The sequence below is a fragment of the Afipia sp. GW823-FHT06G09 genome, from assembly GCF_058794875.1.
Genome location: NZ_JBXAHF010000001.1, coordinates 101,278 through 116,593, shown reverse-complemented (window position 1 = coordinate 116,593; position 15,316 = coordinate 101,278). Strand labels below are relative to the sequence as shown.

Below are 15,316 nucleotides of genomic sequence, written 5' to 3'. Positions count from 1 at the left end.
GTCCGCCCAGATGGTTACCACCGCACCTTCATACCGGCATACACCGCGCGGCCGGTGCCTGGCTCGAACAGCGGAGAAGCGGCGTTTGCGAGTCGCGTGATGCTCGTGCTCGCGATGTACGCCGTGTTCGCGATGTTGCGTGCCTCAAGATACATCGAATACTTGCCGTCATCGACGCCGGCCTTGAGGCCCCAGATTGCGTAAGCGGCCGTGGTGAACGTATTGAAGTTGTCCACGTAGTAAGCCTGTGGCACCCATTCGATATTCGGGCCGATGTAGAAGCCGTTGGCATGCTTGTAGAGCGCTTCGGCGCGCAGGAAGTGACGCGGCGCGCCAGGAAGCTGGTTGTTGCCGAACACCGGATCGTTGTCGAAGCGGAAGTCGTTGTAGGTGTAGGAGAGGTTGATCCACACCTTGTCCGCGTCAGGCGTGAAGACATTCTTGAGCACCGCGACACCGAGGCCAGCCTCGATCCCCTGATGGACCGTGCGGTCGGCATTGACCACGTTGCACTGTCCCGGCGCGCCATACATGCATTGCAGTTCGTTCTTGATCTCTGCGCGATAGCCGGTGAGTTCCCAAGTCAGATCGGGACGTCTGCCGCGTGTCCCGATCTCGTAGGTCGTCGCCGTCTGTGGCTGGATCAAGTAAAACGGAATCGCGGGAGCAGCCGAGCTTTCGCCGAAACTCGGCACTTCGGCGCTGCGCGAAATATTGGCGAAGGCTTGCCATGTCGGATCGATATCCCAGAGCAGTCCGGCTTTTGGACTCCACAGGTTGAACTCCGTCGAGCCACTCGATGTCGCACCGAACCGGGCCGTGCGATCGCGCGTCGCGTACAGGAACTGGGTGCCGCCGATGGCAGCGACGTTCGGCAGGAAGTAGAACGAGTTCTCCACATAAGCGGAGGTATTCTTCGACTTGTCGAGCGATGACGACAGCAGCGCACCTTTGTAGCCGCCGATGTTCTGATACTGCTTGTTGTCGATCTCGCCGTTGACGACGTTGACGCCCGCCACCAGCCGGTTGCGGAAGCCGCCGATGACCCGGTCGTCGGTGACTTTGCCGAAGCCGCCGTAGTCTTTGTACTGATAGTCCAGCCACTGGAAGATCGGATGCATCAGGTGGCGGTCCACCGCGAAAGCGCCGAACTCCACCGTGGTCGCACCGAACCGGACCGTCGTCTTGTTGGCGATCCGCCCGCTGTCGATGTTGCGCTGCTGGTCGTTGATGACGTTGCCGGCTGCCGCAGTCTCGGGCGATGTGAGCGCGGATGCCCTCGTTACCGAGCCCGGAATGCGCTGCCGGATGTCATTGGCGTTGATATAGAAGCGCGTCTCGAAATCCGGCGAGAACTGATAGCCGATATTGCCGCTGGCGCGGGTCGAGTGGCCGTAGCTGTGATCGCGGAATCCTTCGGCGCTCTGGTTCGATGCGGTGAAGAACGCGTCCCACGGGCCGTTTGCGCCACCGACGCTGCCCTGGAAGCGGCGATAGCCGAACGAGCCCATGTCGATCCCGGCGCTGTTGACGCCAAAATCGCGGCCGGTCGGCGTCACGAAATTGATCGCGCCGCCGAGCGAGTTCGCGCCGAACTGCAAGGCGTTCGCGCCCTTGTAGACCTCGACATACTTGTAGGCGGTCGGATCTATTTCCTGGAAATCGCCGTAGCCGTCGGAGGTGTTGATCGGAATGCCGTCCATGTAGAGCTGGACGCCGCGCAGATGGAAATTGCGCGACAGGCCCGAGCCGCGAATGGAAAGCCGGGTGTCGTCGCCCCATTTCGGCTGTGCGAACACGCCGGGCACGTAGCCGAGGATGTCCTTGATGGTGCTGGCGACAGAGTTGTTCTTGTACTCTTCCGCCGCAACGACGGCGACGCCGCCGGGTGTCTGCTGGATGTCCTGACGCGCCTGATCCGCAGTCTTTACGCCGAGCGGTGCGGGTGCAGCGGTGGGCGCGGTTGAGGCTGAACCGGACTGAACCGGTGCCGGCATTGCGACGCGGTTCCTAACCGGACGCGGCTGTCGTTCGGTTTGCACCACAACAGGCGGAAGTTCCTGAGGCGCGGTTTGCGCGTGGGCGAGCGGGATCGTTGAGACGGTCGCGGCGGACGCCAGCAGGATGCTGCGCGCCCGTATGGAAACGGAAAACATGGGTTAAGTCCCACCTGTGACATTGACGATTGAACGGATGCGCGAAAGCGCGGGTCGTCAGGTCAGGTGGGGAGGGCCGCGGGGCTGGTGATCGCTCTGCGCAAAGCGGACAGCGACAGGGTCGTTCGGCGCGGGTTCGAACAGAACGCGCAGCGCGATGCGGATGGCCAGCGCCGGGGTCTGCGGCGGCTGGTCAGCCGTTGCCACGGCACTCGACAGGCACAGCGGGCAGCGGACGATCGGCTTGGCGGGATCGCTGTTGCCGTCGGCGTCGGGAATCGCTGAACTGCCGTTGAGGCAGAGTTCGTGGAGGGCGTTGAACTTGAGCGGCGAGATCGAGGCCAGCAGGGCGCTGGTCAGCATCACGTTGAAGACAAGCGCATAGACCGCGACAAACGCAGCCCATCGTCCTATCGATCTGATCCGTGTCGCAGCCATATGAAACCCCATCAGGCTGTTACCATGGGGGGCGGGAACCGCAAATCCCCCAAAAGCCACACCCATGCTTCCTCTTGTGTTTTGCCATTTGATCCGCTTTCACTGAAAAGGTTCCCAAGCTTTCCCTCCGATTCCCGGATCAATCCCGAAACTCTGAGTGTTCCCATGCGATTGTCGCGTTTTTTTCTGCCAATTCTCAAAGAAACGCCGAAGGAGGCCGAGATCGTGTCGCATCGCCTGATGCTGCGCGCGGGGATGATGCGGCAGGAGGCGGCTGGCATCTATGCATGGCTGCCGCTGGGCTTCCGGGTGCTGAAGAAGATCGAGCAGATCGTGCGCGAAGAGCAGAATCGCGCCGGCGCCATCGAACTCCTGATGCCGACCCTGCAGCTTGCGGACCTGTGGCGCGAGAGCGGACGCTACGACGCCTACGGGCCGGAGATGCTGCGCATCCAGGATCGCCACAAGCGCGAGTTGCTCTATGGTCCGACCAACGAGGAAATGATCACGGAAATCTTCCGGTCCTACGTGAAGTCTTACCGGAGCCTTCCGCTCAATCTCTATCACATCCAATGGAAATTCCGCGACGAGCAGCGTCCGCGTTTCGGCGTGATGCGCGGCCGCGAATTCCTGATGAAGGATGCGTATTCGTTCGACATCGACGAAGCGGCGGCGCGGCTGTCCTACAACCGCATGTTCGTAGCTTACCTGCGCACCTTCGCGCGCATGGGCCTGAAGGCGATTCCGATGCGGGCCGAGACCGGTCCGATCGGCGGCGATCTGTCCCACGAGTTCATCGTTCTGGCGGAAACCGGCGAGTCCGGCGTGTTCTGCAACAAGGACGTTCTCGATCTGCCGGTGCCGGGCGCGGACGTGGACTACAACGGCGATCTCACGCCAATCATCAAGCAGTGGACCGATCTCTATGCGGCCACTGAGGATGTCCACGACGCGGCGCGCTACGAGAGCGAAGTGCCCGCCGACAAGCGGGTGCAGACCCGCGGCATCGAGGTTGGGCAGATCTTCTACTTCGGCACCAAGTATTCCGAAACGATGAAGGCTCTGGTGTCCGGCCCGGACGGCGCGGAGAAGCCGATCCATGGCGGCTCCTACGGCGTCGGCGTCTCGCGTCTGGTCGGCGCGATCATCGAGGCCTGCCACGACGAGAACGGCATCAAGTGGCCGGAGGAAGTCGCGCCATTCAGGGTCGCGGTCCTCAATCTCAAGCAGGACAGCCCGGAGACCGGGGCGGCCTGCGAGAAGTTTTATGCGGCGCTGAATGCCAAGGGCGTCGACGTACTTTACGACGACACCGACCAGCGGCCGGGGGGCAAGTTCGCCACTGCCGACCTGATCGGTATCCCTTGGCAGGTATTGATCGGCCCTAAGGGGCTCGCCGAGGGCAAGGTGGAAATCAAGCGCCGCAGCGACGGATCGCGCGAGTTCATGAGCCTGGATGAGGCGATCAACCGCTTCACCCAGTCCTGATCCGTCCACTGAATAATCTTCGGTAAGGTCGCGGTCGCAGCGGGCCGCGACTAGAATTAGCCCGATTCGTGTGAAAATCCGGACTATGGAACCAACATGAGCGAGCCAGTTCGGACCCCACCTTTCGCGCCATTCGAATGGATGCTGTCGACCCGTTATCTGCGGGCGCGCCGCAAGGAAGGCTTCATTTCCGTCATCGCCGGCTTTTCGTTTCTCGGCATCATGCTCGGGGTTGCGACACTCATCATCGTGATGGCGGTGATGAACGGCTTCCGCAAGGAACTGCTCGACAAGATTCTCGGCCTGAACGGCCATATCGTTGTTCAGCCGCTGGAATCGCCGCTGACGGACTGGAAGGACGTCGCCGAGCGGATCAGCAAGGCGGACGGCATTCGCCTTGCGGCGCCGGTGGTCGACGGACAGGGCCTCGGGTCGTCGCCGTTCAATGCCGCCGGTGTCTTTATCCGGGGCATTCGCGCACAGGATCTCAACGCGGTCACGTCGATCGCCAAGAACATCAAGCAGGGCACCCTGGAAGGCTTCGACGAGGGACAGGGGGTCGCGATCGGCCGCCGGCTTGCGGACCAGTTGTCGCTGCGCGCCGGGGACAGCATCACGCTGGTTTCCCCGCGCGGCGCGGTCACGCCGATGGGCACGACGCCGCGCATCAAGCCTTACAAGGTGGCGGCGGTGTTCGAGATCGGTATGTCGGAATACGACGCGTCGTTCGTGTTCATGCCGCTGACGGAAGCGCAGGCCTATTTCAACCGCGCCAATGACGTTACCGCCATCGAGGTTTTTACGACCAACCCCGACAGGATCGACGTCTTCCGCAAGTCGGTGACGGAGGCGGCGCAGCGGCCGATCTTCCTTGTCGACTGGCGGCAACGCAATTCCACGTTCTTCAATGCGCTGCAGGTCGAGCGCAACGTCATGTTCCTCATCCTGACGCTGATCGTGCTGGTGGCGGCGCTGAACATTGTCTCCGGCCTGATCATGCTGGTGAAGGACAAGGGGCAGGACATCGCGATCCTGCGCACCATGGGCGCGTCGCAGGGCTCGGTGATGCGGGTGTTCCTGATTACCGGAGCGGCCATCGGCGTGGTCGGAACGCTTGTCGGCTTCCTGCTGGGACTGGTGATCTGTCTCAACATCGAGACCATCCGGCAGTTCATTTCATGGATGACCAACACCGAACTGTTCTCGCCCGAGCTTTACTTCCTCTCCAAGCTTCCGGCTGAAGTCGATGTCGGAGAAACCGCCGCGGTGGTGATCATGGCATTGACGCTGTCGTTCCTGGCGACGCTGTACCCGTCATGGCGGGCGGCCCGTCTCGATCCTATCGAAGCGCTCAGGTACGAATGAGCGCACAGATGGAGCAAGGGGAAAATGGCGTTCCGGTCGTTTATCTGCACGACGTCCGCAGGCGCTACAAACAGGGCGAAGCCACGCTGACCATTCTCGACGGCGCCAGTCTGGCGCTATGGGAGGGTCAGTCCGTTGCGCTGGTGGCGCCGTCGGGCACCGGCAAATCGACGCTGCTGCACATCGCCGGTCTGCTGGAGCAGGCCGACGAGGGCGAAGTCTATGTCGGGGGCACTGCGACCTCGGGGCTGTCCGACGTCGAGCGCACGCAAATCCGCCGCACCGATATCGGCTTCGTCTACCAATCCCACCGGCTGTTGCCGGAGTTCTCGGCGCTTGAGAACGTGATGTTGCCGCAGATGATCCGCGGCCTGCCGAAAAAGGAAACCGTCAAGCGGTCGAAGGAAATCCTGGCCTATCTCGGATTGGCGGAACGCGTGACCCACCGGCCCGCGGAATTATCGGGCGGTGAGCAGCAGCGCGTGGCGATTGCGCGCGCGGTGGCCAACGCGCCCCGGGTCCTGCTCGCGGACGAGCCGACCGGAAATCTCGATCCGCATACCGCGGATCATGTCTTCAACGCCCTGACCCAGCTTGTGAGGGCGACGCGCGTCGCGATGCTGATCGCGACGCACAATATGGATCTGGCTGCGCGGATGGATCGCCGAGTCTCGCTCCAGGACGGTCACGTCATCGAGCTCGACTGATCCCGCAGCTCAGGAGTACGGCCGCGGTGCAGGGCGGCGGCGCGGCTGATAGACCCGCTCTTCGTCATACACGTAGTACGGATTGGCGTAGCAGCCCGCGTAGGTCCCTGCCGCCGTGGCCTGGCACTGCTGATAGGTCGCAAAGCTGCAATCGCCCTGGCCGGTGGAGATGTCACGGCCCTGAAGGCAGAACGGATAATTTCCCCCGGCTTCCGCAGGAGCGGACTGGACGGCGAAGCCGGCGCCGAGCACGGCGAGGGCCAAAAGGTAGCTGCGCATGGTGTTCTCCTGCCGGGTCGATCCCCGGATTTCTTGGTGGTGAAGCCAGACCGTTTCCAGCTGCGTCCGTCAACTCACGTTACTGCGTAGCTGTTGATGGATTTACGAAAGTCGCGGGCCGTTTACGTTTCGTTAGCATTGCTCTTCAGGGCGGATTCCCGACCCTTGACTCTGAGAACAAAAAAGGAACAATGTTCTTATTGCGTTCTCATAGAGTCGATAGAGCGTCGATAGGGAGTTCGGTCATGTTGAAGACATTCGTTGAAGAAGCTGCTGCGCTGACCTCGGTTGTGCTTTTCGTCGGAATGATTGCGATCTGGGCGCAGGTCATTCCTCAGATGTAGGAACTTGCCCGGCTCCGGAACAGCCGGGGCTGGGGAAAACGATGATGGACCCGGCATTGTCGGACGGGTCCGCGTCTTCTGCGTGGACACCCATAGTACAAGGCACCACCATCGACGCTTAATGAGTCGTTCTTTTATCGCAGTCGGTTCATTGGTTCGATGAATCAGACCTGCGAAGGTTGCCAAGGTCCGTATGTCCAAAACCGCTTCGCCGAAGTCGTCCGCACTCGATCCCGGATTCGTGCATCTGCACGTGCATTCGGCTTATTCGCTGCTGCAGGGGTCGATGACCATCGGCAAGCTGCTGGAATTGGCCAAGGCTGACCATCAGCCTGCGCTGGCGCTGACCGACAATGACAACATGTTCGGCGCGCTGGAATTTTCCGACAAACTCGCCGGTTACGGCATCCAGCCGATTACCGGCTGCGCGATGACAACCGATTTCGGCGATCAGGATCCGAGTGCGCGTAATGCACTGGCGCCGGCGCGGCTCGTTCTCCTCGCGACCAGCGAGGACGGCTACCGCAGCCTGATGAAGCTCAACTCCCGTGCGTTCCTGGAAACGCCGGTCAACGAGACCCCGCACATCAAGATCGCGTGGCTGGAAGGCGAGAGCGCCGGACTGATCGCGCTGACCGGCGGACCGGAAGGGCCGATCGGGCAGGCGATCAATGCCGACCAGCCTGCGCTGGCGCAGGCGCGCTGCGACATCCTCGCGAAACTGTTTGGCGACCGCCTCTACATCGAATTGCAACGGCACGGACTTGAGAGCGAGCGCCGCGTCGAGCCTGCGCTGATCGACATGGCCTATGCCATGGGTCTGCCGCTGGTCGCGACCAACCAGCCGTACTTCGCCACCGCCGACGACTACGAGGCGCACGACGCGCTGCTTTGTATCGCAGGCGGGCGGCTGGTGTCGGAAACCGACCGCGATCAGCTGACGCCGGATCACCGTTTCAAGACGCGCGCCGAGATGGCTGTGCTGTTTGCCGATTTGCCCGAGGCGCTGGCGTCCACCGTCGAGATCGCGCGGCGCTGCGCGTTTCGTCCCAAGACGCGCAAGCCGATCCTGCCGCGCTTTACGGTGGCAAGCGATAACTCGGCTGATGGCGAAGGCGGCGAGGCCGAGGAACTGTGCCGTCAGGCCGAGGAGGGCTTGGCCTGGCGTCTGCAAAAGTACGGTCTTGCTCCGGGTACCACGGAAGAAGACTACGCAAAGCGTCTGGCGTTCGAGATCGACGTCATCACACGCATGAAATATCCCGGCTACTTCCTGATCGTGTCGGACTTCATCAAGTGGGCGAAGTCGCACGGCATTCCGGTGGGGCCGGGCCGTGGTTCGGGCGCGGGTTCGCTGGTGGCCTATGCACTCACCATCACCGATCTCGATCCGATCCGGTTCGGCCTGCTGTTCGAGCGCTTCCTCAATCCGGAGCGTGTCTCGATGCCGGACTTCGACATCGACTTCTGTCAGGACCGCCGCGGCGAGGTGATCCGCTACGTGCAGGAGCGCTACGGCCGCGAGCAGGTCGGGCAGATCATCACGTTTGGTACCTTGCAGGCGCGCGGCGTGCTGCGCGACGTTGGCCGCGTCTTGCAGATGCCCTACGGACAGGTGGACCGGCTCACCAAGCTGGTGCCGCAAAATCCGGCGGCGCCCGTGACCCTCGCGAAGGCCATCGAAAGCGAACCCAAGCTGCAGGCGTTTCGCGACGAAGACCCTGTTATCGCGCGCGCGTTCGATATCGCACAACGCCTCGAAGGTTTGACGCGCCACGCCTCGACCCACGCGGCGGGCATCGTGATCGGCGACCGGCCGCTCTCCGAACTGGTGCCGATGTATCGCGATCCGAAATCGGACATGCCGGTCACCCAGTTCAACATGAAATGGGTCGAGCCTGCGGGCCTCGTGAAGTTCGACTTCCTTGGCCTCAAGACTTTGACGGTTCTCGATGTGGCGGTGAAACTGCTCAAGCAGCGCAATACAGATGTCGATCTGGCGCATCTACCGCTCGACGACAAGAAAAGCTACGAGATGCTGGCGCGCGGCGAAGTGGTCGGCGTGTTCCAGGTTGAAAGTCAGGGCATGCGGCGCGCGCTGGTCGACATGCGGCCGGACCGGCTGGAGGACCTGATCGCGCTGGTGGCGCTCTATCGTCCCGGTCCGATGGCGAACATCCCGACCTATTGCGCGCGCAAGCACGGCGACGAAGAGTCGGACTACATGCATCCGATGCTCGAGCCAATCCTGAAGGAGACCTTCGGCGTCATCATCTATCAGGAACAGGTGATGCAGATCGCGCAGGTGATGGCGGGCTATTCGCTCGGCGACGCCGACCTGCTGCGCCGCGCGATGGGCAAGAAGATTCGCGCGGAAATGGACAAGCAGCGCGAGATCTTTGTTGCCGGCGCGACCAAGAACAGCGTGCCGAAGGGGCAGGCGCAGACGATCTTCGAATTGCTCGCAAAGTTCGCGGACTACGGCTTCAACAAGAGCCACGCGGCGGCCTACGCACTGGTGTCGTTCCAGACCGCCTACATGAAGGCGCATTATCCGGTGGAGTTCATTGCGGCGTCGATGACGCTCGACATGAACAACACCGACAAGTTGTCCGAATTCCGCGCAGAAGCGCAGCGGCTCGGCATCAAGGTCGAACCGCCGTCGATCAATCGCTCGGGCGCGACATTCGAGGTCAGCGAGAACACGATCTATTACGCGCTCGCCGCGCTCAAGGGTGTCGGCCAGCAGGCTGTCGAGATGATTGTGGAAGCGCGGGGCGACCGGCCCTTTACCTCGCTTGCCGATTTCGCCTCGCGCGTCAGCCCGCGCGCGATCAACAAGCGTGTGGTGGAAAGCCTTGCGGCGGCGGGTGCATTCGACACCATCGACGCCAACCGCGCGCGCGTGTTCGCCGGCGCCGATGCCATCGTCGCGGCCTGCCAGCGCAGCCACGAAGCCGCCACCAGCGGTCAGAACGACATGTTCGGCGGCATGGCGGATGCGCCGAGCATCGTGCTTCCGAATCTCGAGCCATGGCTGCCGGCAGACCGGCTGCGCCGCGAATACGACGCCATCGGCTTTTTCCTCTCGGGTCATCCGCTGGACGATTATTCCGCCGCGCTCAAGCGTCTGCGGGTGCAATCCTGGACCGAGTTCTCGCGCGCGGTGAAGACCGGCGCGACCGCCGGGCGCGTCGCCGCGACGGTGGTGTCGCGGATGGAGCGCCGCACCAAGACCGGCAACAAGATGGGCATTATCGGACTGTCGGACCCGACCGGACATTTCGAGGCCGTTCTGTTCTCGGAAGGGCTTGCGCAATACCGGGACGTGCTTGAACCGGGTTCGGCGGTTCTGATGCAGATCGGCGCGGAGTTGCAGGGCGAGGATGTGCGCGCGCGGATCCTGCACGCCGAGCCGCTCGACGATGCCGCCGCCAAAACCCAGAAGGGTCTGCGCATCTTCGTGCGCGACGACAAGCCGCTGGAGTCGATCGCCAAGCGTCTGGAAGGTCATCAGGCCGCGGCCGGCGGGGGCAACAAGCTCCAGCCGGCGAGGGCCTCATCCGGGCCGCCCGCGGGCGACGGCGAGGTCACGCTGATCATGATGCTCGATCTTCAGACCGAGGTCGAAATGAAACTGCCGGGCAAGTTCAAGGTGTCGCCCCAGATCGCCGGCGCGCTCAAGGCGGTCGCCGGCGTGGTGGATGTGCAAACGATCTGACGTTTGCTGTTTGGGCATCCGCCTTATTCCGACTATCTTTCGTTCAAACAATGTTCATGCGGCGCAGGGTTGACTGCGCCGTTGGGCTGAACGGGAATGGTGTCATGCGCGGAATGAGCAGGTTCTTCGGCGTCGCGGCGGTACTGGCCTTCACGGCGACGGCGTTGCCGCTTCACGCACAAACCCCGCCGCCCGCACAGGGCCAGCAGAGCCGCATTGCACTCGTGATCGGCAACGGCAACTACCAGAAGGCGCCGTTGGCGACCGCAGCCAACGATGCCGGTCTGATCGCGCAGACGTTGCAGGCGGCGGGCTTCGATGTGGTCGGCGCGCGGGACCTCGACGGTGAGACGCTGCGCCAGACCTTCGGCGACTTCATCAAGAAGGCACAGGCGGCGGGTCCGGATACCGTGGCGTTCGTTTATCTCGCAGGTTACGGCCTTCAGCTCGCGGGCGAGAACTACTTCGCGCCGGTCGACGCCAGCATGGTGCGTGACACCGACGTTCCGGTCGAGGGCCTGCGCGTCGGCGACTATATCCGGCAGTTGTCGTCGCTGCCCCTGAAGGGCACCGTTGTGGTGCTCGACACGGCCTACAATCAGCCGTTCGCGAAAGAAGGCCAGCCGCTGGCAGGTGGCCTTGCGCTCATCGAACCCGACCCCAAGAGTCTGATCGCGTTCAACGCCGCGCCGGGCACGGTGGCGCCGAACTCCACCGGCAACTACGGCCCCTATGCGCAGGCGCTGGCGGAGATGATGCGTACCGGCGGCATTTCGCTCCCAGAAGTATTCAACCGCGTGCGATTGCGCGTGAATGACGTGACCAAGGGCGCGCAGGTGCCGTGGGATGCGCAGAAGTTCGAAGGCGATTTCGTCTTCTTCGAGCGCGCGCCGGACGCTCCGGCGCTTCAAGCCAATCAGGACGCCGCTGCGCGCTCGAAGCCCATTCGCGATTTCAGCGCGCAGGAGGCTTACACGGCGGCGCTCGAACGCGACACCATTGCCGACTATGAAGCCTTTCTCGCGGCCTATCCGGACGATCCGATGGCAAAGCGGGTGAGGGCGATCATCGCCGCGCGCCGCGAGGCGATCACATGGCGGCAGACCTATCGCGCGAACACGCAGCAGGCCTACTGGTCCTATCTGAAGCGCTATCCGCGCGGTCCGCATGCGGCCGACGCGCGCCGCAGGCTCGCCAATATCGCTGCCGCGCTGGAGCCGCCGCCGAGCTTCGACGCGTACGCCTATGATGTGCCGCCGCCGCCGGAATACGAATACGAGTATGTCGACCGGCCGTACCTGATGTTCGACGATCCGGCGTTTGCGTTCGCGGCGCCGCCGCCGCCGCCGATCTTCTTCCTGCCGCCGCCGCCGGAAGACTTCGTCGTGCTCGATCCGCCGATCTACTACGCGGATGCGTACTACCTGCCGCAGCCGGTGTTTGTTCCGATCCCGATCTTCATCCGGCCGCCGATCTATGTGCGTCCGCCGGTGAACCGTTTCCTGTTCACGAACATCCACAACCGGGAGGTCATCAACACCGTCATCAACCGGCGTCCGCCGCCCGGAGCAATCGGAGCGGGCAGGCCCGGCGGCCAGTTCGGGCAAGGCGGTCAGTTCAGGCCGGGACGTCCGGGCACCGGACCAGGTGGCGTCGCGGCGACCCGTCCCGCATTTGCGCCGGCGTTGCCACCGTCGGCGACACGGCGCGCGAATCTGATCAATCAGGGCAAGGTTGCCGCACCTCCGGGCGTTCTGCCGGGAGCGGGCCGTCCGGGTGGTCCGGGACAAGTGCAGCCGGGTCAAGTGCAGCCGGGCGTTGTCAGGCCCGGGAATCTTCGTCCGGACAATGTGCTGCCAGGGCAGGGAGCCGGACCGGGAGGACGGCCGGGCGGTCGGCCTCTGCCGAGTACGTTGCCTGCGCCCGGGGCAACCGGCCCGCAGCCGGGACAGGAGGGCCGACCCGGACGGGGTGACCGTGGTCCGGATGGCCGGCCCGGCCTTGCGCGGCCATCGGTTCAGCCAGGATCTCCGCAGCCAGGGGTTGCCGCTCCATCGGGCCCGGCGGCAAGACCGGGCCGTCCGGAACGGCCTGCCGGTCAGCCTCGGCCGCAGTTCCAGAGGCCCGAACCTCGACCTCAGGCGACCCCGCGTCCGCAGATTCAACGGCCGCAGCCCCAATTCCAGCGTCCGCCGCAAGCGGCGCCTCGGCCGCAGCCGCAGTTCCAGCGGCCACAAATGGCCCCGAGGCCTCAGCCCCAGATGGCACCGCGTCCCCAACCGCAGTTCCAGCGGCCGGCTGCACCGCCTCAGCGGCCTCAAATGGCGCCTCGGCCCCAGATGGCTCCGCCGCGCCCCGCAGCGCCACCGCCACGGGCAGCTCCTCCGCCCAGACCGGCTCCGGCTGCGGTCAAGCGATGCCCGCCGAATGTGCCAAGGTGCTGAACAGGTGGCCGGTCGGACCATGTTCCGGCCGGCGTTTCGCAGGGCCTTGGAGGCCAAGAAAAACGGCCATAAATCCTTGCTTCGACGCGACGCGGCAGTTATAAGCCGCGCATCTCACACGGAAGCATGGCTGTTAAAGGCCGTCCGGTGGCAACCGGGCCGCAAGGTGTTTGCTTTTTTGCGCAGACGTTTTGCCGGTTCGACTTGCTCACACGCTTCCGGAGGAACCAACCGGAGAATTGAACTATGGCGTTACCTGAATTTTCTATGCGTCAGCTTCTGGAAGCTGGCGTGCACTTTGGTCACCAGTCGCACCGATGGAATCCGAAGATGGCGGATTACATCTTCGGTGCCCGCAACAACATTCACATCATCGATCTCGCTCAGACCGTGCCGCTGCTTCACCGCGCGCTGCAGGCTGTCAGCGACACCGTCGCCAAGGGCGGCCGTATCCTGTTCGTCGGCACCAAGCGCCAGGCGCAGGACGGCGTGGCGGAAGCCGCGAAGCGTTCCGCGCAGTACTTCGTCAATTCGCGCTGGCTCGGCGGCACGCTGACCAACTGGAAGACCGTGTCCGGTTCGATCAAGCGTCTGCGTCAGCTCGACGAGATGCTCGCCTCGGGTGAAGGCGCGCAGTACACCAAGAAGGAGCGCCTGACGCTTCAGCGCGAGCGCGACAAGCTCGACCGCTCGCTCGGCGGTATCAAGGACATGGGCGGTCTGCCCGACCTGATCTTCGTGATCGACACCAACAAGGAAGACATCGCGATTCAGGAGGCCCAGCGCCTCAACATTCCGGTCGCCGCGATCGTCGACACCAACTGCGATCCGAAGGGCATCTCCTACGTGGTTCCCGGTAACGACGACGCCGGCCGTGCGATCTCGCTGTATTGCGACCTCATCGCCCGTGCGGCGATCGACGGTATTTCGCGCGCGCAGGGCGGTGCCGGCATCGACATCGGCGCGCTGGCCAATCCAACCGCTGAAGCTGTGCCTGCCAAGTCGGAAGGCTTCCAGGGTCTTGCCGGTCCGCGCGGCGTTGCCGACGACCTCAAGAAGCTCTCCGGCGTGTCCGGCGCGATTGAGAAGAAGCTCAACGATCTCGGCGTTTTCCACTACTGGCAGATCGCCGAGCTCGACCACGACACCGCTCACAAGATCGGCGAAGAAGTCGGCTTGCCGGCGCGTGCCGATGGCTGGGTCGCCCAGTCCAAGGCGCTGACCGCGGACGCGGAATAAGCCTCAAACGCATCTCGCGGCCGGTTCATCCGGCCGCGACATTCCCCGACTAGAAAAATCCTGCGCGTCGAATCCGGCTAGCCAGCACATCGCTGCGCCGCGCGGCCCGCACAGGCAAAGGACATCCGGCAATGGCAACAATCACAGCGGCAATGGTCAAGGATCTGCGCGAGAAAACCGGCGCGGGCATGATGGATTGCAAGCAGGCGCTCACCGAAACCAATGGCGACATCGATGCGGCGGTTGACTGGCTGCGCAAGAAAGGCCTCTCCAAGGCCGCGAAGAAGTCCGGCCGCGTTGCGGCCGAAGGCCTGATCGCAGCCGTCACCGACGGCAAGAAGGGCGTTCTCGTCGAAGTCAATTCCGAGACCGACTTCGTTGCGCGCAATGAGCAGTTCCAGGGCCTGGTCAAGATGATCGGCCAGGTTGCGCTCAAGGCCGGCGCGGACGTCGAGAAGATCAAGGCTGCCAAGGTTGGCGAGTATGACGTCGACCGCGCCATCGCGGACGCGATCGCGACCATCGGCGAGAACATGACGCTGCGCCGCGCGGCCGAGCTTTCGGTCAGCGATGGCGTTGTCGGCAGCTACATCCATGGCGCCGTGATCGACGGCCTCGGCAAGATGGGCGTGATCGTCGCGCTGGAATCCACCGGCAAGAAGGATGAGCTTGCAGCGCTCGCGCGCCAGATCGCGATGCACGTTGCCGCGTCCAACCCTCAGGCGCTCGACGCGTCGGGCCTCGACCCCGCCGTGGTCAGCCGCGAGAAGGACGTGATGGCGGACAAGTACCGCCAGCAGGGCAAGCCGGACGCGATGATCGCAAAGATCGTCGAATCGGGCCTGAAGACCTACTACAAGGAAGTTACCCTGCTGGAGCAGGCGTTTATCCACGACAGTGCCAAGAGCGTGGCGCATGCCGTGAAGGATGCTGAGGGCAAGGTCGGCGCGCCTATCAAGGTTGCCGGGTTTGTGCGCTATGCTCTGGGCGAGGGAATCGAGAAGCAGGAATCCGATTTCGCCGCCGAGGTCGCCGCCGCTGCCGGTCAGGGGTAAAGAGACGACGCGCGCCGATCGGGATCCTGGGCGTATTCAGCAAGGCAGCCTGTTTTGCACTGGAATGCGCTCAATTCGAA

10 protein-coding genes are annotated in these 15,316 nt (G+C 63.5%); 7 read left to right on the top strand and 3 right to left on the bottom strand.

Features of this window, described 5'->3' with window-relative positions:
* Positions 1 to 14: 14 nt before the first annotated feature.
* Together AC1Q67_RS00540 and AC1Q67_RS00535 are read right to left on the bottom strand one after the other, a co-directional pair.
* Entirely contained in the window at positions 15 to 2,156 is a 2,142-nt protein-coding gene (locus tag AC1Q67_RS00540; RefSeq protein ID WP_492235586.1) for a TonB-dependent receptor family protein, read from the bottom strand.
* Between the two features lie 57 nt (positions 2,157 to 2,213).
* Positions 2,214 to 2,594 carry a hypothetical protein gene (locus tag AC1Q67_RS00535; RefSeq protein WP_492235587.1) on the bottom strand — a complete coding sequence of 127 codons (381 nt, stop codon included), beginning with the start codon at positions 2,592 to 2,594 and terminating at the stop codon, positions 2,214 to 2,216.
* Positions 2,595 to 2,759: 165 nt separating this feature from the next.
* Here AC1Q67_RS00535 and proS point away from each other — a divergent pair, with 165 nt between their 5' ends.
* The 3 genes from proS (at position 2,760) to AC1Q67_RS00520 (ending at position 6,154) form a co-directional block, all read left to right on the top strand.
* Positions 2,760 to 4,082, top strand: coding sequence for a proline--tRNA ligase (proS, locus tag AC1Q67_RS00530; protein WP_492235588.1), 1,323 nt, complete (start codon positions 2,760 to 2,762; stop codon positions 4,080 to 4,082).
* A gap of 96 nt (positions 4,083 to 4,178) precedes the next feature.
* Positions 4,179 to 5,447, top strand: coding sequence for a lipoprotein-releasing ABC transporter permease subunit (locus AC1Q67_RS00525; RefSeq protein ID WP_024575309.1), 1,269 nt, complete (start codon positions 4,179 to 4,181; stop codon positions 5,445 to 5,447).
* A gap of 8 nt (positions 5,448 to 5,455) precedes the next feature.
* Entirely contained in the window at positions 5,456 to 6,154 is a 699-nt protein-coding gene (locus tag AC1Q67_RS00520) for an ABC transporter ATP-binding protein (protein ID WP_492235724.1), read from the top strand.
* 9 nt (positions 6,155 to 6,163) lie between these two features.
* On the opposite strand, the gene AC1Q67_RS00515 is transcribed toward AC1Q67_RS00520, so the two are convergent.
* Positions 6,164 to 6,433, bottom strand: coding sequence for a DUF3551 domain-containing protein (locus AC1Q67_RS00515; RefSeq protein ID WP_492235589.1), 270 nt, complete (start codon positions 6,431 to 6,433; stop codon positions 6,164 to 6,166).
* A 537-nt stretch (positions 6,434 to 6,970) separates the two neighbouring features.
* Between AC1Q67_RS00515 and dnaE the strand changes: the two genes are divergently transcribed.
* The 4 genes from dnaE to tsf all read left to right on the top strand — a co-directional run bounded on the left by dnaE (position 6,971) and on the right by tsf (position 15,236).
* Positions 6,971 to 10,498, top strand: coding sequence for a DNA polymerase III subunit alpha (gene dnaE / locus AC1Q67_RS00510; protein ID WP_492235590.1), 3,528 nt, complete (start codon positions 6,971 to 6,973; stop codon positions 10,496 to 10,498).
* A gap of 104 nt (positions 10,499 to 10,602) precedes the next feature.
* Positions 10,603 to 12,942 (top strand): caspase family protein, encoded by a 2,340-nt coding sequence (locus AC1Q67_RS00505; protein ID WP_492235591.1) that lies wholly within the window; start codon positions 10,603 to 10,605, stop codon positions 12,940 to 12,942.
* Positions 12,943 to 13,188: 246 nt separating this feature from the next.
* Positions 13,189 to 14,181, top strand: coding sequence for a 30S ribosomal protein S2 (locus AC1Q67_RS00500; RefSeq protein ID WP_492235592.1), 993 nt, complete (start codon positions 13,189 to 13,191; stop codon positions 14,179 to 14,181).
* 131 nt (positions 14,182 to 14,312) lie between these two features.
* Positions 14,313 to 15,236, top strand: coding sequence for a translation elongation factor Ts (gene tsf / locus AC1Q67_RS00495; protein ID WP_492235593.1), 924 nt, complete (start codon positions 14,313 to 14,315; stop codon positions 15,234 to 15,236).
* Positions 15,237 to 15,316 lie beyond the last annotated feature (80 nt).

What these genes read in the sequence shown, in the direction of transcription:
- AC1Q67_RS00535 (WP_492235587.1), bottom strand. Translation starts at nt 2,594, where the DNA reads ATGGCTGCGACACGGATCAGATCGATAGGACGATGGGCTGCGTTTGTC.
- proS (WP_492235588.1), top strand. Translation starts at nt 2,760, where the DNA reads ATGCGATTGTCGCGTTTTTTTCTGCCAATTCTCAAAGAAACGCCGAAG.
- AC1Q67_RS00520 (WP_492235724.1), top strand. Translation starts at nt 5,456, where the DNA reads ATGGAGCAAGGGGAAAATGGCGTTCCGGTCGTTTATCTGCACGACGTC.
- AC1Q67_RS00500 (WP_492235592.1), top strand. Translation starts at nt 13,189, where the DNA reads ATGGCGTTACCTGAATTTTCTATGCGTCAGCTTCTGGAAGCTGGCGTG.
- tsf (WP_492235593.1), top strand. Translation starts at nt 14,313, where the DNA reads ATGGCAACAATCACAGCGGCAATGGTCAAGGATCTGCGCGAGAAAACC.
- dnaE (WP_492235590.1), top strand. Translation starts at nt 6,971, where the DNA reads ATGTCCAAAACCGCTTCGCCGAAGTCGTCCGCACTCGATCCCGGATTC.
- AC1Q67_RS00525 (WP_024575309.1), top strand. Translation starts at nt 4,179, where the DNA reads ATGAGCGAGCCAGTTCGGACCCCACCTTTCGCGCCATTCGAATGGATG.
- AC1Q67_RS00540 (WP_492235586.1), bottom strand. Translation starts at nt 2,156, where the DNA reads ATGTTTTCCGTTTCCATACGGGCGCGCAGCATCCTGCTGGCGTCCGCC.
- AC1Q67_RS00515 (WP_492235589.1), bottom strand. Translation starts at nt 6,433, where the DNA reads ATGCGCAGCTACCTTTTGGCCCTCGCCGTGCTCGGCGCCGGCTTCGCC.
- AC1Q67_RS00505 (WP_492235591.1), top strand. Translation starts at nt 10,603, where the DNA reads ATGCGCGGAATGAGCAGGTTCTTCGGCGTCGCGGCGGTACTGGCCTTC.